This window comes from Variovorax sp. OAS795, assembly GCF_040546685.1.
Lineage (GTDB): Bacteria > Pseudomonadota > Gammaproteobacteria > Burkholderiales > Burkholderiaceae_C > Variovorax.
Genome location: NZ_JBEPOH010000001.1, coordinates 4,524,867 through 4,546,252, shown reverse-complemented (window position 1 = coordinate 4,546,252; position 21,386 = coordinate 4,524,867). Strand labels below are relative to the sequence as shown.

The following is a 21,386-nucleotide window of genomic DNA, read 5'->3' as shown; positions in this document are numbered from 1 at the left end:
CATGAACGGCGCACCCGGGGCCGATTGGCTCAACCTGCTGATCGGCCTGCTCCAGGGCGCGCAGCTGCAGCTCTTGCGCGCGCTCGATGCGCTCGGGCTCGCAGCGCAGGTGCATGGCCAGCCGGCATGGCCGTGGCCGCACCGGCTGTCGGGCGAGAACCTGCTGATCGACCTGGGACAGGCGCGAAACCTTGCGTGGACGCTGGGGTTCGTCGCCGTGGCGGTGCTGGCGCTGCTTTTGGCGCTGGCCTGGCGGCGTGCGCGCCTCTACTTTCTCGCGCTGGTGCCGATGCTGCTGATCGCCGCGCCCTGGCCGGACGCACGCGTGGTGCTGGTGCCGGCCACGCCCACCAGCTTCCAGTCGTCGCCGACCGGCTTCACGGCCGCTTCGATTGCCAGGGGCCGCACGCTCTATGCGCAGAACTGCACGGCCTGCCACGGCGCCGACGGCAAGGGTGAAGGACCGCGCGCGGCATCGCTGGCGGTGTGGCCGCCGAACCTCGGCGGTCCCTTGCTCTGGCGGCGCGCCGACGGCGACCTGCTCTGGCGCATTCTTCACGGCACGCCCGGTGCGCGGCAGGCTGGCGGGGCGGCGATGCCCGGCTTCGGCGCGGTGCTCGACGAGGCCGACGCCTGGGCACTGATCGACTACATGAAGGCGCTCGGCGCGGGCCAGAGCCTGCGCGCGCTCGGCAACTGGCCGCAGCCCATCGGCCTGCCGGACATGGCGGTGCGCTGCGGTTCGCAGCCTGTGCGCACGCTCGCGAGCTGGCGCGGACAGCGCGTGCGCATCGTGGCCGGCACCGAAGCAACCGCAGAAGACCCGCGGCTTGTCACCGTGCGGCTGCTGCCTTCGGCCGGCGGCGGAGCCGATGGCGATTGCGTGGCCGATGCGCCCGCTGCATGGCAGGCGCTGGCGCTGATCGCCGGCCCAGACGAACTGGCCGGTACGCAGCTGATTGCCGACCGCGACGGCTGGCTGCGCGCGCGCAGCCAACCGGGCAGCGGGGCCTAGTCCGACGACGACCTGCTGTGCCGCAGCGAAGGAGCGCCCGCCGCAGCGGCGCAGCGCGGCGCGCAACCGCCCGACGGCCTGGGCGCACTGATCGCGCGCATGGATGCGCAGCCGGTGCGCTTCGTCAAGGGCGGCTTCATCCACTGATTTCTTTTTTCTTTTCTCGACCGCACACGGAGAACCCATGAACCCATTGCAACCCAGCCGGCCACGCAGGCAACTTCTCGCGCAGGGCCTTGCCGCCGCCACGGCGCTGGCCTTGCCGGCTTTCTCATTGCAGGCCCGCGCGCAGGGCCGCCCGGTGCTCAAGGCCGGCGACCAGAAGGGCGGACTGCGCGCGTTGCTCGAAGCGGCCAACGGCCTCGAAGGCCTCGGCTACGACATCCAGTGGTCGGAGTTTCCCGCGGCCGCGCCGCTGGCCGAGGCGCTCAACGCGGCCGCGGTCGACTCCGGGCCCATCGGCGATGCGCCGCTCATCTTCGCGCTCGCCGCGGGCACACGGGTCAAGGCCATCGGTGCGAACCGCTCGGATTCCTACGGCACGGCGGTGCTGGTGCGGCCCGACTCGCCGCTCAAGACCGCCGCCGACCTCAAGGGCAAGAGCATCGCGACCAACCGCGGCTCCATCGGCCACTACGTCACGCTCAAGGCCATCACCGCGGCCGGCCTGAAGCCGGAGGAGGTGAACATCCGCTTCCTTGCGCCGGCCGACGCCAAGCTCGCGCTCACGCAAGGCTCGGTCGATGCGTGGGCCACCTGGGAGCCCTACACCGCGCTGGCCGAGGTGAGCCATCACGCGCGCGTGCTCGTCAGCGGGCGCGGGCTGCTGCCCGGGCTCAGCTACCTCGCGGCCACCGATGCGGCCATTGCCGCCAAGCGGCCGGTGCTGCAGGATTTCTTGCAGCGCGTGGTGAAGGCGCAGCTCTGGTCGTACCGCAATGTCGACGCCTACTCGGCCGCGCTGGCGCGCATCATCGGCATCCCGCCCGAAGCGGCGAAGCTCCAGTTCGAGCGCCGGCAGCAGAAGTGGGTGCCCATCGATGCACAGGTCGTCGCCGACCAGCAGGGCACGGCCGACTTCTACCGCCAGGTCGGTCTCATCAGGCAGCCGCTCGATGTGAAGGGCACCTTCGACTCGGGCTTCGGCGTCGCGGCGCAGGGTTGATCATGCACGGCCGCGCCCCGCGGCCCGCACCAGCTGCGACAGCCGCTTGACCAGCGGCTCGAAGCGTTCCGCCGAGGTGTTGCCGTAGCCCAGCACCAGGCCGTTGTCCGCCGCCGTCGGCTCCATCGCGAAGCTCGACAGCGGCACGGGCGCGAGTCGATGGCGCAGTGCCTCTTCGGCGATCCGCCGGTCGTCGAAGCGCGGCGGCAGCCGCACCGTGAGGTGCAGCCCGCAGTGGCCGCCGTCGATCTCGTGCGGCACCTCGAGGTGCCGGGCCAGCGCCAGCCGCAAGGCCTGCTGCCGCTCGCGGTAGAGCCGCCGCATGCGGCCCAGGTGGCGGCTGAACTGCCCGCTCTCGATGAAGCCGGCCATGGCCAGCTGCTCGTGGCGGTGGCCGCCGCGCAGCATTTCCCCGAGCGCCGCCTGCACCACCGCCATGAGCTGCCGCGGCAGCACCAGGAAGCCGAGCCGCAGCGACGGGAACATCGTCTTGCTGAAGGTGCCGATGTAGAGCACCGGTGCGTCGTCCACCAGCCCCTGCATGGCGCCGATGGGTTCGCCGGTGTGGCGGAATTCGCTGTCGTAGTCGTCCTCGATGATCCATGCGCCGTGCCGCCGGGCCTCTGCGATCAGCGCCAGGCGGCGCGCGATGCTCAGCACCGCGCCAGCGGGGTACTGGTGCGAAGGCGTGGTGTAGACCAGGCGGGGCGGGTGCTTCCGCCAGTCGGCCGCACTGGCGCACAGGCCTTCGGCGTCGACCCGCATGGGCACGATGCGCATGTCGCCGGCATGCATGGCCGCCTTCGCTCCGCGATAGCCCGGGTCTTCGACCCAACCCGTGTCGCCGGGATTCGCGAGCAGCCGCACGCACAGCGAAATGGCCTCCTGCGCGCCCTCGGCAATCACCACCTGCGAGGGGTCGCATCGGACGCCGCGCGCAAGCGCCAGGTGCCGTGCAATGGCCGCGCGCAGCGGCGGTTCGCCCAGCGGATCTCCGTAGCCGAGCGTGGCCGGGCCCGCGGCACGCATGGCCCGGTCCAGCGCACCGCGCCAGGCCGCGGACGGAAAGTGCGACAGCGCGGGCACGCCGGGGCGCAGGGCCGCGTCCGGTATCGGGAAGGGCGTGCCCGGCTTGATGCCGGCCAGGCGACGCGCGGTGGCCGGCGCGCCGGTGGATTTGCCGATGTGCTCCGGCAATGCCGGCGATGTCAATTCGATGACGCGCGTGCCCTGGCGGTCCGGCCGCACGTAGCCCTCGGCGGCCAGGTGCTCGTAGGTGGCGGTGACGGTGTTGCGCGAGATCGCGAGCGCTTCCGCCAGTGCGCGCGAGCCGGGCAGCCGGCAGCCCGGCGCCAGGCTGCCGTCGAGAATGGCCCGCTTCAGGCGCTCGTGCAGCTGGCGCTGCATCGGGCCGGCCTCGCGATGCCGGGCCAGCGGGGATTCGAACAGTGCGGCGGCGTCGAGGTGGGGCAGCTTGCTCATGCGTTGGAACGTGGCACCATGAATTGGCTATGGCGTGGCACTTCCTGTAGCGCCACGAGGAACGTACTTTAGCGTTCCCCGGCACCGCCGCTCCCTTGCTTCCGAAAGCCTTCCCATGTCAGCTCGCCACAACGAATACGGCCAATCCATCGGTCCCCTGGTGCCCGGATGGACGCCCCGTTCCCAGCCGCCGCGCCGCCCCATCGTGGGGCGCTACTGCGTGCTCGAACCGCTTGATGCCGCCAGGCACGCCGACGACCTTCACGCCGCCTATGCGCTGGCACCCGACGCTCGCGACTGGACGTACCTGTTCTTCGAACGGCCCGCCGACCTGGCCAGCACCCGCGCCTACGTCGAACGCGCCGCGCAGGGCACCGATCCGATGCACTTCGCGGTCATCGACCTCCAGAGCGGCCGGGCCGTCGGCACGCTGGCGCTGATGCGCATCGACCCGGCGCACGGCACGATCGAGGTCGGCGCCGTCGTTTTCTCGCCGCTGCTGAAGCAGACGCCGATGTCGACCGAAGCCCAGTACCTGCTGATGAAGCTGGCTTTCGACGAACTCGGCTTCCGGCGCTACGAATGGAAATGCGACAGCTGCAACGAACCGTCGAGGCGCGCGGCCACGCGGCTGGGCTTCCAGTTCGAGGGCATCTTCCGGCAGGCGATCGTCTACAAGGGCCGAAGCCGCGATACCGCGTGGTTCTCGGTCACCGACGGCGAGTGGCCGGCGCTGCGCACCGCTTTCGAACGTTGGCTGGCGCCCGGGAACTTCGATGCGCAAGGCGCACAGCGCATTGCGCTGGACCGCTTCCGCTTGCCGCGCACCTGACGATCTTCAGCCTGGCTGGCCGGGCTTCTGCGCCTGCTCGCACTTCACCTGGATGAGCTCGCGCTCGTCCAGCGTGCCGCCGATGCGCACGGCGCTCAGGCAGCCGCCCCAGACACAGCCGGTGTCGGTGGAGAGCAGGTCGGGCCGTGAAAGCCAGCCGAGCGTGGACCAATGTCCGAAGGCCACCGTGGCACCGGCGGTCTTGCGGCCGGGCACGTCGAACCAGGGCATGAAGCCGTCGGGCGCGGTCGCGGCCCCGTCCTTGGCGTCGAACTCCATCACGCCATCGGCCGAACAGAAGCGCATGCGCGTGAGCGCATTGACGATGGCGCGCAGCCGAGTGCTGCCCGCGAGCGCGTCGTTCCATTGCGCCGGCTCGTTGCCGTACATGTCCAGCAGGAACTCGCCCAGCGCCGGGCCGCGAAGCACCGATTCGACTTCGGCCGCCAGCACCAGCGTGTCGCCCACCGTCCACTGCGGCAGCACGCCTGCGTGCACCATGAGCAGGTCGCCGCCGCCGATCTGCATGTGCAGCGCCATGTGCTGCTGGCGAACCCATTCGAGCATGGCTTCGCTGTCGGGCGCCTCGAGCAGCGCCGCCAGCGTGTCCTTGCGGCCGGGCTTGCGCGCGCCGTGTGCCACGCCCAAGAGGTGCAGGTCGTGGTTGCCGAGCAGGCTCAGCGCGGAGGCGCCGTAGCCCTGCACGCGCCGCAGCACGGCCGCCGAGTCGGGCCCGCGGTTGACCAGGTCGCCCAGCAGCACGGCAGTGTCTCGGCTGGGGGAAAAACCGATCGTCGCGAGCAGCCTCTGGAGCGCGGCGTCGCAGCCCTGGATATCGCCGATCAAGTAAAGTGCCATGTCCTCATTTTCACCCCCCGTTCATGGATGTTCTCCTGCTGGCCTTGCTGACCACGCTGAATGCGCTGTTCGCAATGTCCGAAATGGCCCTTTCAACCAGCCGGCGCGCGCGCCTGGCGGCGCTGGCCGAGACAGGGGACGCCGGCGCCGAGGCTGCGCTCAGGCTCATGGAGGAGCCTACGCACTTCCTCTCGACCGTGCAGATCGGCATCACCTCGATCGGCATGCTCAGCGGTATCGTGGGCGAGGCCGCCTTTGCGGCGCCGCTCGCGGTCTGGATGGAGGGCCTGGGCATGGGCCGCGGCACGGCCAGCGTGGTGTCCACCGCGGTGGTGGTGACCGGCATCACCTTCTTCACCATCATCTTCGGCGAGCTGGTGCCCAAGCGCATCGGCCAGCTCTACCCGGAGCCCGTGGCGCTGTGGGTGTCGCGCCCGATGCGCGGCCTGGCCAAGGGCGCCAAGCCCTTCGTCTGGCTGCTTGCGAGCGCCACGGCCGCCGTGCTCAAGCTGCTGCGCATCGACGCCAACGCCGCGCGCTCCATGACCGAGGAAGAAATCTCCGCCAGCCTCGAAGAAGGCGTGGATGCCGGCGTGATCGAGCAGCACGAGCACCAGATGGTGCGCAACGTGTTCCACCTGGACGACCGCCGGCTGTCGTCGCTGATGATCCCGCGCGCCGACATCGAATGGCTCGACGCGTCGGACACCGTGGCAGAGGCGCTCCAGAAGGTGGCGGACGCGGGAGCCCTCAACATCGTGCATTCGTGGTACCCCGTGTGCCGCAATTCGCTCGACGACGTGGTGGGCGTCATCAGCGTGGCGCACCTGCTGCGCCTGGGCACCGCGCATGACGGCGTGCTCGGGCAGGAAGCCGCGCCCGCGGTGTTCGTGCCCGAGACGCTGACCGGCATGGAGCTGCTCGAGCAGTTCCGCGAGCGCGGCGGCCGGCTGGTCTTCGTGGTCGACGAATACGGCGTGGTGCAGGGCCTCATGACGCCGCGCGACATGCTCGAAGCCATCACCGGCGAACTCCAGCCCGGCACCCTCACCGACGCCTGGGCGCGCGAGCGGCCCGACGGCGTGTGGGAGCTCGACGGCCTGATGCCCGTCTCCGAGCTGCGGGCGCGGCTCGGCATCCGCGAGCTGCCCGACGAGGAGCGCGGGCGCTACAACACCGTTGCCGGCCTGCTCATGGCCGTGTCGGGCCACCTGCCCGAAACCGGCGAGGTCATCGACTGCGCCGGCTGGCACTTCGAAATTGCCGCGCTCGAGGGGCGCCGCATCGACCGCGTGCTGGCGGCGCCCGACGCGCTGGCGTCGAAGAACGACTAGGCCCTCGCGATGCTCACGCTGCTTGCCCTTGCCTGCCCGCAATGCTCGGCGCCCTTGCCGCGTGCCGCGCGCTGGCGCACCGTCAATTGCAGCTATTGCGGCGCCACCATCACGCGCGGCGGGGAAACCGTCGAACGCGAGAGCTTCCGCGCAGCGCTGCGCCGGGCGAATGCCGCGAATGGCGACACCGGGCGCATGCTGCAATGGCGCGGCGCGCGCTACCGGGTGCTGGCACCATTGGCCCTCGGCGAGCACAGCGAGGTGCTGCTGGCCCAGCGGCTCGGCGCACTGCCCGAGCGCGTCACGGTCAAGCTGGCGCGCGAGTCCGCCGATGGCGCGGTGCTGCTGCGCGAGGCCGCGGTGCTGCAAGCCCTGCAGGCGCTGGCCCTGCCGGGCGCTGCGTATTTCACCCGGCGCCTGCCGCAACCCGTGGGCACCGGGCTGGCCGAAGGGCTTGCCGAAGGCGTACGCCAGGCCCTGGTGCTGCGCCACCCGGCGGGTTTCTGGGGCAGCCTGCACGACGTGCGGCAGGCCCAGCCGAATGGCATCGATGCGCGCCATGCCGTGTGGCTCTGGCGCCGCATGCTCGAGGTGCTGGCCTTCGTGCACGACGCCGACTGGACCCACGGCGACCTGTCACCCGCGCATGCGCTCGTGCATCCGCGCGACCATGGCGTCCTGCTCGTCGGCTGGTCGCGGGCGCGGCAGGCATCGGGCTCGGCGCATGCCGCCGCCGCGGCGCGCGACCTGATGCAAAGCGCCTGGACCGTGCGCGCAGTGCTGCACGGCGGCACGTCGGACGACAGCCCCGGCCTCGGCGCCCGCACGCCCGCGCCGCTGGCCGCCTTGCTGCGCCGCTGCAGCGAAGACGCCGCCGAATGCCAGCGGCTCGGCGCGCGCGGCATCGAGCAGGCGCTCTCCAGCGCGTCGCACGAAGCCTTCGGCGCGCCGCAGTTCGTCCACTTCGATCCGACGCCCGGCGCCTGAAGACAACCCGGCAGAAAAACACAGAGGAGCACACACCCATGGGCTACGGAAACTACTCGCACGCCGCTCATACGGCACTCATTGCCGACCGCGCGGCCAAGTCCGGCTCCGAGGTGTTCACCCAGACCGCCACGCACCCGCTGATGAACCCGCACGGGCTCAAGGTGCGCGAGTCGCGCGACAACGCCGACCATCCCAATTCGCTGGGCATTGCGTTCGCGCTCGACGTCACGGGCTCGATGGGCGACATCCCGCAGATCCTCGCGCGGCGCGAACTGCCCACCTTCATGAAGCTGCTGACCGATTGCGGCGTGGCCGATCCGCAGCTCCTGTTCATGGCCATCGGCGACGCCAACTCCGACCATGCGCCGCTGCAGGTGGGCCAGTTCGAATCGACCGCGCCGCTCATGGACCAGTGGCTGACCTGGAGCTACCTCGAAGGCGGGGGCGGCGGCAGCGGCGAAGAAAGCTACGAGCTGGCCTTCTACGTGATGGCGCAGCACACCGACATGGACTGCTGGGTCAAGCGCGGCAAGCGGGGCTACCTGTTCGTCACGGGCGACGAGCTGCCGTATCCCGCCGTCTCGCACCGCCAGGTCGAGGGGCTGATCGGCGAAAAGCTCGATGAAGACATCCCGATCGAGGAAGCCATCGCCGCCGCGGCCGAGACCTGCCACCTGTTCTTCCTGATTCCCGATGCGCAGCGCCGCCGCCGCTGCGAGCCGCGCTGGCGCGAGCTGCTCGGCGACCACGTGATCTGCATGGATTCGCCCGACGATGCCTGCGCCGTGGCGGCCGGCATCGTGGCGCTGACCGAAAAGGCCGTGCCCAATCTCGACGGCCTGGCCCGCGTGATGTCCGCCACCGGCATGGAAAAGCAGCGCGTCGCCGGCGTGCTGCATGCGCTGGATGGCTATGCCGCGCTGCTCGACCCGCTGGCGCCCCGGCGTGCGCCGCCTTCGGCCGGCTCGGCGCCGCGCTCCTCGTGGTGGAAGCGTCTCTTCGGTTGACGGCAGTGTGAGCTCCGCGGCGCACCCGGCGCGCTACGTCTCGCTGCTCGGCCTCGGCTTCGGCGACTGCGGCAAGGGCCTCTTCACCGACCACCTGTGCGGCGCGCTGCGCGCCCACACCGTGGTGCGCTTCAACGGCGGCGCGCAGGCCGGCCACAACGTCGTGCTGGCCGATGGCCGCCACCACACCTTCTCCCAGTTCGGCGCCGGCAGCTTCCACGCCGGCGTGGCGACCGTGCTCGCCAGCCCCGTCGTGGTGCACCCGACCGCGTTGCGCGTCGAGGAAGAAGCGCTCTGCCGCGTGGGCGTGGGCGACGCCTTCGCTCGCCTGCTGGTCGATGCGCGCTGCCGCGTCACCACGCCGTTCCACCAGGCCGCGGGTCGCCTGCGCGAATGGGCCCGGGGCGCGGCGGCGCATGGCAGCTGCGGCGTGGGTGTCGGCGAAACGGTGCGGCAGGCGCTGGCCTCACCCGGCACGGCCCTGCATTACGGCGACCTGCGGCAGCCCTCGCTCGCGCTCGACAAGCTCGAGGCCTTGCGCATCACGCTGCGGCGCGAATTCGAAGGCTTCGCAGCGCCGCATGCCGAAGCCGCGCAGGAGCTGGCGCTGCTCGGCGATGCGGGGGTTGGACGGCGCTGGCTCGATGCGGCGGCGCCATGCCTGCGGCTGTCGCCGCCCGCAAGTGCCGATGCCATCGGCCAGCGCCTCGCGCGTCCCGGCAGCGTGCTGTTCGAAGGCGCGCAGGGCGTGCTGCTGGACGAGTGGCGCGGCTTTCATCCGCACACCACCTGGAGCACCATCTCCACCGCCGCCGTCGAAGCCGTGCTGCGGGACGCCGGCATCGGCGCCCCCGTGCAGCACCTGGGCGTGCTGCGCAGCTATCTCACGCGCCACGGCCCCGGGCCGCTGCCCACGCACGACCGCGCGCTCGACGCGCGGATGGCGGAACCGCACAACGCGGACGAAGGCTGGCAGGGCGCGTTCCGCCGCGGCCATCCCGATGCGGTGCTGCTGCGCTATGCGCTCGACGCGGTCGGCCCGCTCGACGGGTTGGTGGCGAGCCACCTGGACGCGGTGGCCGGTGCGGGCCTGCGCTGGTGCGCGGGCTATCGCAGCGCCGATGACGGGACCCGCCTTGCATCGCTTCCGTTCACCGGCGGTGCGCCGGATCTCGACCGGCAGCATCGCCTGACCCGCTTGCTGGAAAGCGCGCAGCCGCTCTACGAGCCCGATGCCATCGCCGATGCCGAGGCATGGATCGAGCGTGTCGAAGCGCTGAGCGGCCGGCGCGTGCGCCATGGCGCGTTCGGGCCCACGCGCGGCGCGGTGCGGTCCTTGCATGCGGGGAACGATTCCTGAAGAAGCCGCCCGGCTCTGAAGCAGAATCCGAAGCCATCACCACGACCGACAGCCCACCATGAACCCGTCCGAAGACATCTACACCGAGCCCGACGCCGACCCCGACACGCTGGCCAACCTCGGGCCGCTCCGGGCCATGGCCGGCGTCTGGGAGGGCAGCCGCGGCGTGGACGTCAAGCCCAAGCGCGAAGGCCCGAAGACGCAGGTCTACATCGAGCGCTACGAGCTCCAGCCGATCGATCCGCAGACCAACGGCCCGCAGCTGCTGTATGGGCTGCGCTACCACACCTACATCCACAAGCCCGGCCTCACCAAGATGTACCACGACCAGGTGGGCTACTGGCTCTGGGAGCCGGCCACCGAGACCGTGCTGCACACGCTGGCCATCCCGCGCGGGCAGGTGGCCATGGCCAGCGGCCATGCCAAGGCCGGCGACACGCGCTTCACGCTCAGTGCCGAGCGCGGCAGCCTGGTGAACGGCATCGTGTCCAACCCCTTCATCGAGCACGCCTTCACCACGGTGGCGTGGAACATCACGGTGACCCTCAATGCCGACGGCACCTGGTCGTACGACCAGGACACCGTGATGCAGATCCAGGGGCAGGCCGAGCCGTTCCACCACACCGATCGCAACACGCTGACGCGCGTGGCGGCGCCGGGACTCAACCCGCTCGCGATGCCGGGTGCGCCCGCGGCCGTGACGACCCAGCCAAGGCCGTAGCGCCGGAGGCGCGGCGCCTCACCAGCGGACCTTCAGCCCCACGCTGGCGTTGATGCCGCTCTTCACGCGCGCCCCGCCGCCCGAGGCCCACAGCTTGCCCACCTCGCCATAGAGGCTCATGGCCGGGGTGAGCCGCAGCGTGGCGCCCGCGGCCAGCTCGGTGCTGGTGCCGCCGGTGCGGCTGGCGATGTCGGTGTAGCCCGCCGGACCGATGAAGCGCGTGACGTCCGTGCCGCTGCTGCTGCGGTAGAGGTTCAGCCGCGCATAGGGTTGCAGCGGGCCGGCACCCGTGGTCATCTCGCCCTTGATGCGGACACCCGCGCGCACCACCCATCCGCTGTGGCTGTCCTGCTGCACCAGCGCCCCGGCGATGCTGGCGTCGTCCAGGCTCACGCGCTGGTGCACCAGCTGCAGCTGCGGCTCGACGATCCAGTCCGGCGAGATCCGAAAGCCCTGGCCCACCTCGATCGACGCCAGCAGGCTGTTGCCCTTGCCCGAGCCCGCGGAACCCAGCGCGGTCGATGCGGTGTAGCGGTGGCGGCCGGCCTGCAGCACGCCGTCCAGGTACAGGCCGCCGTCGTTCTTCCAGGTGGCGTAGGCACCGAGGTACTGGCTGCGCAGCTGGCTGGAACCGACCGCGTAGTTCGGCAGGCCGCGCGCAAAGCCGTTCACGTCCATGCGGCCCTCGAGCTCGCCGACGTACAGGCCCACGTGCCAGGCCGGGTTGGCCCAGAGGTCGACGCCGGCCTGGAAGCCCGTGAGCCGCCCCTCGCTGCGCGCGCTGGCGGTGCCGGCCTGGCCGATGGTGCGGTCCATGCTGATGAGGCGGCCCCAGACCTGGCGGTATCCCTGGCTGTTCGCGGCGGTGGCGGCATGGGCCGCGCCATCGTCGTCGCCCACGCGCTGGTGCAGGTTGCCGACCATGGCCAGGTTGGCCTGGCGGAACTGCTCGGGCAGCGCGGCGTACAGCGGCACTTCGACGCGGTAGGTGGGCACCGCCACGGTCGATGGCGTGCCGACGTCTTCGCCCAGCGGGTTGCCGTCGCGGCCGTTGCCCTGTGGTGGCCCCGGCGGAGCCGGAGGCGTCGGCGGGCCCGGTGGCGCTGGTGGCGCAGGCGGTGCCGGTGGCGCAGGCGGCACAGGCGGTCCTGGAGGCGCAGGCGGTCCCGGTGGCGCGGGCGGCGGCGGAGGTGGTGGAGGTGGAGGAGGAGGCGGCGGCGGAGGAGGAGGAGGAGGCGGCGGCACGACGATGATGCCGGAGCGCAGGTACCAGTTCTCGCCCGCACCTGCAGCGTCGGCCGCATGCAGGCGGTACTCGTAGGCGCCGGCGTCGACGTGGCCGCCCGCGAGAACGAAGGCGCTGCGGGTGGTCTGTGCGGTCGTGGTGGCCCCGTCCATCGCGGTCACCACCTCGATGCCACTGCCGGTGGTCAGCGCGCCCAGGCCGCCCAGGTTGGTGATCTGTATGAATGTGGTGCCGCTCGCGACGGCCGAGCACCCGCACAGGATCAACCGGTCGCTCAGGCTGCTGCTCGTGCCGAGGGCCGTGCCCAGGCGCAGCGTGCCGCCGTTGCCGACCCAGGGGCCCTGCACCGTGAGCGTGGCGCCCGGCACGCTGCTCAGCAGCGAGACGGTGCCGCCGATGGCCATCGATGCGATGGTCTGGCTGTGGCCGGCCAGGTCGAGCGTGGCGCCCGGCGCCACCGTGAAGTTGCTGGCGTGGCTGAAGGTATTGGCCGCGCCCGCGCGCAGGGTGCCCGCGGCGACGTTGGTGGGGCCCGTGTACGTGCTGGCTGCGCCGAGCGTCAGCGTGCCCGCGCCATCCTTCACGAGCCCGCCGACGCCCGAGATCGGGCCCGACCACGCCATCGCATGGCTGTGGGTGTCGATGGTGCCGGTGCCATCGATCCGCAGCGCGTTGGCCATGTCCAGGCCGCCGGCGCCGGCGATCACGCGGGCGGTGGCGCCGCTGTCGATGCCGATGGCGCCCGTGAGCGACGAGCCCGCGTTCACCGTCAGGCTGTTGCTGCCGCCGGTGAATCTCACGGCCGCGGCGCGCGTGACGCCATCGCCGCCGAGGCCACCTGCAATGGTGCCGTTGTTGGCGATGGAGAGGTTGGCGCCCACCACGCCCTCGCCGCCGGTGCCATGGGCGCCGCTCGCACCGCCATTGCTGTTGGCGCCACCGATGCCTCCGGTTCCTCCGGCGATGGTGCCGCCGTTGACCAGCGTGGCGCCCGCGCCGGTCGACCAGAAGCCGATGCCTCCATCGCCGCCGCTGCCGGGCCCGCCGCTGCCGCCCGCTCCGCCGCCGCTGGCACCACCCGCGCCCCCGGCGCCGCCGATGAACTGGCCGGTGTTCTCGACCGCCACGGTGCTGCCGGCCAGCGTGACGCCGTGCCCACCGGCACCGCCGCCGCCGCCCGCCGCGTTGAAGCGGGCCGGCAGCAGTTCGGAGCCGCCGGCCCCACCGGCACCGCCGGCGATGGTGCCGCTGTTGGCGAAGCCGAGGCCCGGCGCTGTTGCGCGGAGGAAGAATCCGCCGCCTCCGCTGCCGCCGCCACCGCCCTGCGAATACGCATCGCCGCCCTTGCCGCCGGCGCCGCCCGTCGAGTTGCCGAAGGCATGGTAGTTGCCGACGGGGCCGGTCAGCGTCGACCCGTAGCCCCCCGCGCCGCCGCCGCCGGCCGCCCAGAAGCCATCGCCTCCGGCGCCGCCGCGGCCTCCCGTGATGCTGCCGAAGGACGTGGCCGTGCCGGGACCGATCGCAAGCCCGTAGGACCCGCCGCCGCCCCCGCCGCCATAGCCGTTGCCCGCGCCGAACCCGCCCGTCTGCGATTCGCCCGCGCTGCCGTCGGCCCCCGGCAACGCGCCCGCCGCACCGCCCGCGCCTGCGGTCGCTCCCGCGAAAGAGCCGATGCTCGCGGCGGACCCCGCTGCCACGCCTGCCTCGGTCGACGAGCCGCCGTCCCCGCCGCGGGCCCCGAGGTTGATGTCGTTCAGGCCGCCCGCGCCGCCGCTGCCGTCGCTGCCGCCCGATCCGCCGTGCAGGTCGGTGTTGGTGGGCTGGCCCCCCACGCCGCCAGCGGCCAGCGCCGTGGCGGCACTGAGGGACAGCACCGCGATGGCGATGGCGTGCAGGCCGCACAGCGCAGCCGCGCGATGGCCACTGCCCACGCTGGCCGAGCGCGCATGGCCGCGTGAGATTTCGGGTGCGGCCACCCAGGCGTCGCGGGCGGGGTTCCAGAGAGTGCGGAATATCCTGTTCATGGTTTCACCTTCCTGTGGGATCGGTCTGTCGCGCCTTCAGGCGGCGCGCCGCGCTGCAAGCAGCAGGAGCAGAAAAACGACCACCGCCAGCGACCCGAGCAGGGCGAACTCGACGAACGACATGCCTGCGTCTTCCCGAAGCAGGCTCGCGAAATTTATTTGCCGCGGTTCGAGCGGTTCCATGCGTGTCCCCGGTGGTTATGGCCGACCGGCGCCGCCCGTTCCCTGCGCTGGGCACGGGCGTTTCGCCGTGGAGTCACTGTAGGAATTGCGCTGCCCGCGCACATGGGCCGTGCGTCACTTTCGAGGCGAGACAAGCGTCCCGCGGCATCTGCCGGGAAGGGTGACAAATCGCCTGCCCGCGCAAGGGCGTCGCGTGCCGCGTGCCTCCTCTTGTCCTACAGGCACGGCGTCGCTCAGCCGTGAGGATGGAGGCATGAGCAAACTGATCCTTGCGTGCCTCGGCGCGGCCGCCTGTTGGGCCGCCGCCGCTGCCATGGCGGAACCCGTGAAGCTGCCCGTCGACAGCGACGAGAAAGGCACCCTCTACGTGGCCCCCAACATCAATCCCACCGAAACCTCGGCCTACACCAAGGGCGCGACCGTGGGCGTGCAGCGGCCCGACGGCAGCGGAACCTACATCGGCACCGACACCTCCACGCCCCGGCCCACCTATTCGCTGGGCGCGAGCACCGGCGGCAACGTCTCCCTCACGGGCGGCGTGCTGTCGGATGGCAAGACCAACAACGGCGTGAAGGCCGGGGTCACCATCAAGTACTGAGAAAAGACGGCGCCGGGCAGGCCCTCAGACGTAAGTCCCATACACGATGAACCCGTCGTGCGTGGCGACCTTGTTGTAGAGCTTGCGGCCGGCCGCGTTGGTGGTGTGCGTCTGCCAGTAGAGGCGGTGTGCGCCCACGCCCTTGACGTGCGCGCATACACCCTCGATCAGCTGGCGTCCCACGCCGCGGCCGCGCTCGGTGGGCAGCGTGAACAGGTCCTGCAGGTAGCAGACCGGTTCGATGCGCGTGGTGCTGCGATGAAAAAGGTAGTGCGTGAGCCCGACCAACTGGCCGTTGCGCTCGGCCACGAGCGCATGCACCGGTTCGTAGGCATCGAAGAAGCGCTGCCATGTGGCCTGCGTGATCTCGTGGGGCAGGGCGGTGGGACCCTCGCGCTTGTAGAAGGCGTTGTAGCCATCCCAAAGCGGCTTCCATCGCGCGAAGTCGTCGCGCGTGGGAGGGCGGATCACGAGGGAAGCGGGAGAAGTGGTCATCATCGGCATCATCGTGCCTGGCGTCGTGGCCTGTCTGTTCTATCTGCCGACGCGGTGGCTCGCGCAAGGCCGGCTTCCCTGGAAAGGGCGCATGTCACCGGCGCCAGGTTCGGCAGCGGCGGGAACACGGGCGGCTCGCCGGCCGGCCCCATCGACTCTTCGAGAAAATCGAGCATCGTGCGCATGGCCGCGCTGTTGTGGCGCCGCTGCGAGTACGCCGCATACAGCCAGTGGTCGTGCGGCATGTGCTCGCGCAGCACCGGCACCAGCGCCCCGCGCTCCAGGTGCGACTGCGCCAGCGGCTCCGGCACGTAGGCCACGCCCGCGCCGCGCAGCGCCAGCTCGATGAGCGCGACCGCGTCGTTGGCCTCCAGCCGGCTGTGCACCGGCACGTCGACGGCCTTGCCATCGGTCTCGAAGGGCAGGTGGGTGGTGGGCTTGGCCGAATAGCTCAGCACGTCGTGGCGGGCCAGGTCCTCGGGCACGCGGGGAATGCCGCGCCGGGCCCAGTAGGCCGGGCTCGCGCAGACCACCATGTCGAACGGCACCAGCCGGCGCACGATGAGGTTCATGTCGTCGATGCGCCCACCCGTCAGGTGGATGTCGATGCCTTCCTCGATCAGGTCGATCTCGCTGTTGGTGAACACCAGGCTCACGTACACGTCGGGGTACAGCTGGATGAACTCCGCGATCACGTCGGACAGCCAGCCGGCAATCAGCCCGTGCGGCGCGCTCATGCGCAGCCGCCCGCGCGGACTCGAGGCGTGGGCCTGCAGGTCGTTCAGCGTGGCCTCGGCCATGTTCACCAGCTCGGCGCTGCGGTCCAGCAGCACCTGGCCGGCATCGGTCAGGCTCAGCGAACGGGTGGAGCGGTTGAGCAGGCGCACGCCGCTGCGCTCTTCGAGCTCGGCCACATAGCGGCTGACCGTGGCTTTCGACATGCCCAGCGAGATGGCTGCGCGGGAAAAGCTGCGCCGGAACGCCACTTCGCGGAATGTTTTGATGAGATCGAGGCCGTCCATGGTGGCTGCATTGTTCCAGTTCCCGCCAAAGGGCGCTGATCCAGCCGGCGGGTTGCTGCGTATAGGGCGTGGCGGCACCGCTCCCGGGGCCGCGAACAAGGACCCATGCGCATGCCGCAAGCCACAGAAATCGCCATCCGCTCGGTCGAGCAGGGCCTGGTGCCCGACCGCCTGGTGCGCCTGGGCATCCGCCGCCTGCTGAAGGCGAGGCTGGCCGAGCTGCACGGCGGCGCCGCGGCCGGCACCGCAGAGCTCACCGGGGAGTTCCTGCGCGGCATGCGCTCCGCCGCGCTCGCCCCCTTGCCCGAAAAGGCCAACGAGCAGCACTACGAAGTGCCGGCGGGCTTCTTCGGCGCGGTGCTGGGCCGGCACCGCAAGTACAGCAGTTGCTTTTGGCCCGAGGGCGTGGACGGCCTTTCGCAGGCCGAGACCGCGGCGCTCCAGGCCACCTGCGCCCGCGCCGACCTGCGCAACGGGCAGGACGTGCTCGAACTGGGCTGCGGCTGGGGCTCGCTGTCGCTCTGGATGGCGCAGCACTACCCGGCGAGCCGGATCACGGCGCTCTCCAACTCGCATTCGCAGCGCGAGTACATCGAGATCGAAGCCGCGCGGCTCGGGCTGCACAACCTCAGCGTGGTCACCCGCGACTTCAACCGCTTCGACACGGCCGAGCGCTTCGACCGCATCGTCTCGGTCGAGATGTTCGAGCACCTGCGCAACTGGCCGCGCGCCTTCGCCAATGTGGCGCGCTGGCTCCGTCCCGAAGGCCGCTTCTTCATGCACGTGTTCGCGCACCGCGACGCACCCTATGCCTTCGAGGAGCGCGACGCCAGCGACTGGATGAGCCGCCACTTCTTTTCCGGCGGCATGATGCCGAGCGACGATCTCGCACTGCGCTGCCAGGACGACCTCCGCGTGCTCGAGCAGTGGCGCTGGGATGGCACGCACTACCAACGCACCGCCGAGGCATGGCTGCGGAACATGGACGGCCGCCGCACCATGCTGTTCCCGTTGTTCCGCAAGACCTACGGCGACGCCGCCGAGGTGTGGTGGACCCGCTGGCGGCTTTTCTTCATGTCGGTGGCCGAGCTGTTCGGCTTCGAGGACGGCCAGCGCTGGTGGGTGAGCCACTACCTGTTCGAGCGGCGCGCATGACGGCAAGGCCCACGCGCGCCGTCCAGCTGTCCAACTTCGTCGTGTTCCAGCTGGCGTGGTTCGCCGCGGTGCTGGGCGCGGCGCATGGCATGCCACTGGCCGGCACGGCCTGCGTGGCGGCCGCCATCGGCTGGCACCTGTGCGTATCGGCGCGGCCGGTGCAGGAGGCGCGGTTGGTGGCGCTGGCCTGCCTCGCGGGCTTCGCGATCGAAACCGCCGTCGTGCTGCAGGGCCACGTGGCCTATCCGTCGGGCCAGCCGGTGCCGCAGCTGGCACCCTACTGGATGGTGGCGCTCTGGGGGTTGCTCGCCATTGCACTGAACGTGACGATGCGCTGGCTCCGTCCACGGCCCTGGCTGGCCGCGGGGCTCGGCGCGCTTGCCGGTCCGCTGGCTTTCGCCTCGGGGGTGCGGCTTGGCGGCGCGCGCTTCGTCGATGCGCAGCCCGCGCTGATCACGCTGGCGCTGGTCTGGGCGATGCTCATGCCGGCGCTGGTGTGGCTTTCCGTTCGCTTCGACGGGGTCAGCGTTCCGGAGCCGCAACGTGGCTGAGAACGCGGGCCTTGCCGGCACGGCCCTCGCCGGGCTCGCCTTCACCGCGGCGCTGGCAATTGCGACCTGGCTTGCGAGCCTGGTGCGGCGCGATGCGAGCCTGGTCGACCGGGTCTGGGCGCTGTGCATCGCGGGTGCGGGCGCGGTGTATTTCTTCTTGCTGCAGCCGCAGGCGGGGCCGCGCGGGCTCTGCATGCTGCTGGTGGCTGCTGCATGGGCGTTGCGGCTCAGCCTTTTCATCACGCGCCGCAACTGGGGCCATGGCGAAGACCGGCGCTACCGCATGATCCGCGAGCGCAACCAGCCGAACTTCGGCCTCAAGAGCCTCTGGCTCGTGTTCGGCTTGCAGGCGGTGCTGGCCTGGATCGTCTCGGCGCCGCTGCTGGCCGGCATGGTGGGCAGCCCCGCGTTGAACCTGCTCGACGTGGCCGGCCTTGCGATCGCAGTTTTCGGCATCGGCTTCGAGGCGGTCGGCGATGCGCAGATGGCGCGCTTCAAGGCCGACCGCGCGAGCGCGGGCCAGGTGATGGACCGGGGCCTCTGGCGCTACACGCGGCACCCCAACTACTTTGGCGAGGCCTGCGTCTGGTGGGGGCTGTGGCTCATGGCCATGGCGGGCTCGGGCTGGGGCGGCGCATGGAGCGCCGTGTCGCCGGTGCTCATGACCGTGCTGCTGCTCAAGGTCTCGGGTGTGAGCCTGCTCGAGAAAGACATTGCCGAACGTCGCCCCGCGTACCGCGCCTACATCGCGCGCACCAACGCCTTCGTGCCCGGCCCCGTGCGCAAGGAGGCGCCATGACGCCGGGCCGGCACGGCTGGCTGCGGCGTGCCGCAGTGCTGGCCGCCTGCGCGGCGGCGCCCCTTGCCGTGCACGCCAACGATTGGAACTTCAGCGTCTTTCTCGACGAGAAGCCGATCGGCGAGCACCGCTTCAGCGTGGCCGGCCCCGCCGATGCGCGCAAGGTGGTGAGCGAGGCCGCGTTCAATGTGAAACTGCTGGGCCTCACCGTCTACCGCTACCGCCATCGCGCGGTCGAGAGCTGGCGGGGCGACTGCCTGGCCGGGCTCGATGCGACGACCGACGACGACGGCAAGTCCAGCCGCGTGCGCGCCGAAGCCGAGGGCGACGGCCTGGCGGTGGTCACCGACGCGGGCACGCAGGCGCTCAAGGGCTGCGTGATGAGCTTCGCGTACTGGAACCCCGCCATCCAGCGGCAGGCGCGGCTGCTCAATGCGCAGACGGGCCGCAGCGAGAGCGTGCAGGTGCGCGCAGCGGGCGGCGGCATGCTCGACGTGCGCGGACGGCGCGTGGCGGGCACGCGCTGGCGCATCGAAGGGCCGGCACAGCCGATCGACGTCTGGTATTCGGCCGAGGGCGAGTGGCTCGGGCTGGATTCGACCGTCGACGGCGGGCGCAATCTGTCCTATCGCCTGAAGTGATCCGCCGCATCCATCGGTTCTTGTCCTTGTTTCATCAGGAGCGTTCCATGTCCCTCCGGCAATTCGCCATCGCCTACGCGGCCTCCGCCGTGGTCTTCCTGGTGCTCGACGCCATCTGGCTCACCGTCATGGCCGACCGGCTCTATCGCCCCGCGATCGGCCACCTGATGCTCGAGCGTTTCGCGCTCGGCCCGGCGGTGGCGTTCTACGCGATCTACCTGGCCGGCGTGGTGGTGTTCGCGGTGTCGCCCGCGCTCGCGAGCGGCCGATGGCTCACCGCGCTCGGCCTCGGCGCGCTGCTCGGGCTGATGGCCTATGCGACCTACGACCTGACCAACCAGGCAACGCTCAAGGACTGGGCGTGGACGGTGACGATCGCAGACCTGTGCTGGGGCACTTTCGTCACCGCCGCGGCTGCGGCCGCCGCCGCCAGGATCACGCTGGCTTTGGGCGCCGGCCGCTGACGCAGCGGCGGGCCCCAAGGGGCCTGCCCGGCATCAGCTACATGCCGACCAGCGCGCCCAGCGTGCGCGCCACCACGCCGTTGAACAGCACCCGCCCGCGCACCGAGGCCAGGCAGATGCATTCGCCGCCGGCCTGCACCACCGGCTGGTGATGGAAGCTGCCGTCGGCCTCGTCGAAATCCCCCGGTCCGAACATCGAGCGCCCGTCATGGAAGGTGCCGTAGAGCACCTGCGTGAGCTCGGAGTCGCTGTGGGTGTGCATCGGTAGGTTCTTGCCCGCGCCGATGCGCAGCAGGAACACGTTGGCCGCCGGGTCGTCCGGCAGCGTCACGCGGCTCCAGCGCATGCCCGGCCCGAGCCAGCGCCAGCGCGTGGCGGGACACCCCGCCAGCGAGCGCGGCCAGGCCATGCCGGGCGGAAGAGGGGGTTGCGGCACGGGAGCGGGCCGCGGCCGTGGCTGCGGCGGCGCGTCGATGGCGGCCAGGGTGCGCGCGAGCGCGTCGGGTGCCAGGGCCTGGGGCGAGAGTTCTTCGAGCAGCACGCCGCCGGCCGCCTCGAAGACGCGCATCCGCTCGCGGCAATGCGCGCAGCCTTCGACGTGGCTGGCGACGACCACCGAATGCCCGAGCTCCAGGCTGCCCGCCGCATGGGCCAGCAGCAGTTCGTCGCCAGGATGGTGTTGAATGGTCATGGTTCGAGTCCGTCGAGCAGCCGGCGCAGATGGCGAACGGCCAGGCGCACGCGCGATTTCACGGTGCCGAGCGGCAGGCCCAGCGCCTCTGCGATCTGCGAATGCGGCTGCTCCTCGTAGAAGGAAAGGCGCAGCACCTGCGCCTGCTCGGCCGGCAGCTGCGCGATCGCCTCGCGCACGCCGGCCTCGCGCTGTCGCGTGAGCAGCACTTCGTCGGGTTGGGGAAGGGTGTCGGGCGTCTCGTCGCCGTCGAGTTCGTCCACTTCGGCCGTGCGGTTGCCGATGCGCCTGAAATGGTCCACCCGCAGGTTGCGCGCAATGGTGAAGATCCAGGTCGAGACATTGGCGCGGCCGGCGTCGAAGCTCTGCGCCTTGCGCCAGACGCTCACCATGGCCTCCTGCGCCAGCTCCTCGGCCAGGCCCTCGGACGTGCCGAGCCGCATCAAATAGGACTTCACGCGCGGCGCGAAATGCTTGAACAGCGCGGCGAAAGCCTGCCTGTCGGCGTTTCGCGCCACGGCTTCGGCCAGGCTGTTGAGTTCTTCGCTTGTCGGCATCGCGTCGCGGCCCTGATGCAGTGTCACGATCGACAGCCAGGGCGCTCGCGGTCGAGTCCGCGAGAGGACCGGTGCCTGGGGGTGTCGGGCGGTGTTCATGCTGCTCCTACGCACCGTCGGCGGAATTAGATCACAGCAGGCTCGACCGCAAATCCAAAATCGCGGCGGCTGCGTACAAGTGGGCACATGTTGTTTC

Annotated in this window: 21 protein-coding genes and 1 pseudogene; 14 read left to right on the top strand and 8 right to left on the bottom strand. The window is 71.1% G+C overall.

Annotation, left to right across the window (positions count from 1 at the left end):
* The first annotated feature begins 1 nt into the window (after position 1).
* Positions 2-1,162 (top strand): annotated as a pseudogene (locus tag ABID97_RS21970) (c-type cytochrome).
* Positions 1,163-1,199: 37 nt separating this feature from the next.
* Positions 1,200-2,180, top strand: a complete 981-nt coding sequence (locus tag ABID97_RS21965) for an ABC transporter substrate-binding protein (RefSeq protein WP_354400736.1) — start codon at positions 1,200-1,202, stop codon at positions 2,178-2,180.
* On the opposite strand, the gene pdxR is transcribed toward ABID97_RS21965, so the two are convergent.
* Complete coding sequence (gene pdxR / locus ABID97_RS21960; protein ID WP_354400734.1) at positions 2,181-3,662, bottom strand: MocR-like pyridoxine biosynthesis transcription factor PdxR; 1,482 nt, start codon at positions 3,660-3,662, stop codon at positions 2,181-2,183. It abuts the gene before it with no gap.
* Between the two features lie 115 nt (positions 3,663-3,777).
* On the opposite strand from pdxR, the gene ABID97_RS21955 reads away from it, so the two are divergent.
* The gene (locus ABID97_RS21955) at positions 3,778-4,494 is read left to right on the top strand and encodes a GNAT family N-acetyltransferase (protein WP_354400733.1); all 717 of its coding nucleotides are present in this window, start codon (positions 3,778-3,780) and stop codon (positions 4,492-4,494) included.
* Between the two features lie 6 nt (positions 4,495-4,500).
* Here ABID97_RS21955 and ABID97_RS21950 read toward each other — a convergent pair whose 3' ends face one another.
* Positions 4,501-5,352 carry a symmetrical bis(5'-nucleosyl)-tetraphosphatase gene (locus tag ABID97_RS21950; RefSeq protein WP_354400731.1) on the bottom strand — a complete coding sequence of 284 codons (852 nt, stop codon included), beginning with the start codon at positions 5,350-5,352 and terminating at the stop codon, positions 4,501-4,503.
* Between the two features lie 23 nt (positions 5,353-5,375).
* Between ABID97_RS21950 and ABID97_RS21945 the strand changes: the two genes are divergently transcribed.
* From ABID97_RS21945 to ABID97_RS21925, 5 genes are read left to right on the top strand one after another with little or no spacing between them, the layout of a single operon-like run.
* Complete coding sequence (locus ABID97_RS21945; RefSeq protein ID WP_354400729.1) at positions 5,376-6,686, top strand: hemolysin family protein; 1,311 nt, start codon at positions 5,376-5,378, stop codon at positions 6,684-6,686.
* A 9-nt stretch (positions 6,687-6,695) separates the two neighbouring features.
* Positions 6,696-7,673, top strand: coding sequence for a serine/threonine-protein kinase (locus tag ABID97_RS21940; protein ID WP_354400727.1), 978 nt, complete (start codon positions 6,696-6,698; stop codon positions 7,671-7,673).
* 38 nt (positions 7,674-7,711) lie between these two features.
* Positions 7,712-8,683 carry a VWA domain-containing protein gene (locus ABID97_RS21935; RefSeq protein ID WP_354400726.1) on the top strand — a complete coding sequence of 324 codons (972 nt, stop codon included), beginning with the start codon at positions 7,712-7,714 and terminating at the stop codon, positions 8,681-8,683.
* A 7-nt stretch (positions 8,684-8,690) separates the two neighbouring features.
* Positions 8,691-10,043 carry an adenylosuccinate synthetase gene (locus ABID97_RS21930; protein ID WP_354400724.1) on the top strand — a complete coding sequence of 451 codons (1,353 nt, stop codon included), beginning with the start codon at positions 8,691-8,693 and terminating at the stop codon, positions 10,041-10,043.
* Between the two features lie 58 nt (positions 10,044-10,101).
* A complete protein-coding gene (locus ABID97_RS21925; protein ID WP_354400723.1) occupies positions 10,102-10,764 on the top strand; it encodes an FABP family protein in 663 nt (220 codons plus the stop codon).
* An 18-nt stretch (positions 10,765-10,782) separates the two neighbouring features.
* Here the strand turns inward: ABID97_RS21925 and ABID97_RS21920 are convergent, their stop codons facing one another.
* Both ABID97_RS21920 and ABID97_RS21915 read right to left on the bottom strand, forming a co-directional pair.
* Entirely contained in the window at positions 10,783-14,034 is a 3,252-nt protein-coding gene (locus ABID97_RS21920) for an autotransporter outer membrane beta-barrel domain-containing protein (protein WP_354400722.1), read from the bottom strand.
* 36 nt (positions 14,035-14,070) lie between these two features.
* Complete coding sequence (locus ABID97_RS21915) at positions 14,071-14,217, bottom strand: hypothetical protein (RefSeq protein WP_354400721.1); 147 nt, start codon at positions 14,215-14,217, stop codon at positions 14,071-14,073.
* Positions 14,218-14,470: 253 nt separating this feature from the next.
* Between ABID97_RS21915 and ABID97_RS21910 the strand changes: the two genes are divergently transcribed.
* Positions 14,471-14,815: a hypothetical protein gene (locus ABID97_RS21910; RefSeq protein ID WP_354400719.1), complete on the top strand. Its 345-nt coding sequence runs from the start codon at positions 14,471-14,473 to the stop codon at positions 14,813-14,815.
* A 24-nt stretch (positions 14,816-14,839) separates the two neighbouring features.
* Here ABID97_RS21910 and ABID97_RS21905 read toward each other — a convergent pair whose 3' ends face one another.
* Positions 14,840-15,310, bottom strand: coding sequence for a GNAT family N-acetyltransferase (locus tag ABID97_RS21905; protein ID WP_354400718.1), 471 nt, complete (start codon positions 15,308-15,310; stop codon positions 14,840-14,842).
* Positions 15,311-15,318: 8 nt separating this feature from the next.
* Entirely contained in the window at positions 15,319-16,332 is a 1,014-nt protein-coding gene (locus ABID97_RS21900) for a LysR family transcriptional regulator (RefSeq protein WP_354400716.1), read from the bottom strand.
* A 111-nt stretch (positions 16,333-16,443) separates the two neighbouring features.
* Between ABID97_RS21900 and ABID97_RS21895 the strand changes: the two genes are divergently transcribed.
* Genes ABID97_RS21895 through ABID97_RS21875 form a run of 5 tightly spaced genes read left to right on the top strand, consistent with a single transcriptional unit; the run spans position 16,444 to position 19,942 of the window.
* On the top strand, positions 16,444-17,487 hold the full coding sequence (locus ABID97_RS21895; RefSeq protein ID WP_354400715.1) for an SAM-dependent methyltransferase: 1,044 nt from the start codon (positions 16,444-16,446) through the stop codon (positions 17,485-17,487).
* Entirely contained in the window at positions 17,484-18,038 is a 555-nt protein-coding gene (locus tag ABID97_RS21890) for a DUF2878 domain-containing protein (protein WP_354400714.1), read from the top strand. The genes ABID97_RS21895 and ABID97_RS21890 overlap by 4 nt, the downstream gene beginning before the upstream one ends.
* Positions 18,031-18,837 carry a DUF1295 domain-containing protein gene (locus ABID97_RS21885; protein ID WP_354400712.1) on the top strand — a complete coding sequence of 269 codons (807 nt, stop codon included), beginning with the start codon at positions 18,031-18,033 and terminating at the stop codon, positions 18,835-18,837. The genes ABID97_RS21890 and ABID97_RS21885 overlap by 8 nt, the downstream gene beginning before the upstream one ends.
* On the top strand, positions 18,834-19,478 hold the full coding sequence (locus tag ABID97_RS21880; protein ID WP_354400711.1) for a DUF6134 family protein: 645 nt from the start codon (positions 18,834-18,836) through the stop codon (positions 19,476-19,478). Before ABID97_RS21885 ends, ABID97_RS21880 begins: the two co-directional genes overlap by 4 nt.
* Before the next feature lie 47 nt (positions 19,479-19,525).
* The gene (locus ABID97_RS21875) at positions 19,526-19,942 is read left to right on the top strand and encodes a DUF2177 family protein (protein ID WP_354400709.1); all 417 of its coding nucleotides are present in this window, start codon (positions 19,526-19,528) and stop codon (positions 19,940-19,942) included.
* 37 nt (positions 19,943-19,979) lie between these two features.
* On the opposite strand, the gene ABID97_RS21870 is transcribed toward ABID97_RS21875, so the two are convergent.
* A complete protein-coding gene (locus tag ABID97_RS21870) occupies positions 19,980-20,633 on the bottom strand; it encodes a ChrR family anti-sigma-E factor (protein ID WP_354400708.1) in 654 nt (217 codons plus the stop codon).
* Positions 20,630-21,217, bottom strand: a complete 588-nt coding sequence (locus tag ABID97_RS21865) for a sigma-70 family RNA polymerase sigma factor (RefSeq protein WP_354400706.1) — start codon at positions 21,215-21,217, stop codon at positions 20,630-20,632. Before ABID97_RS21865 ends, ABID97_RS21870 begins: the two co-directional genes overlap by 4 nt.
* Between the last annotated feature and the right edge of the window lie 169 nt (positions 21,218-21,386).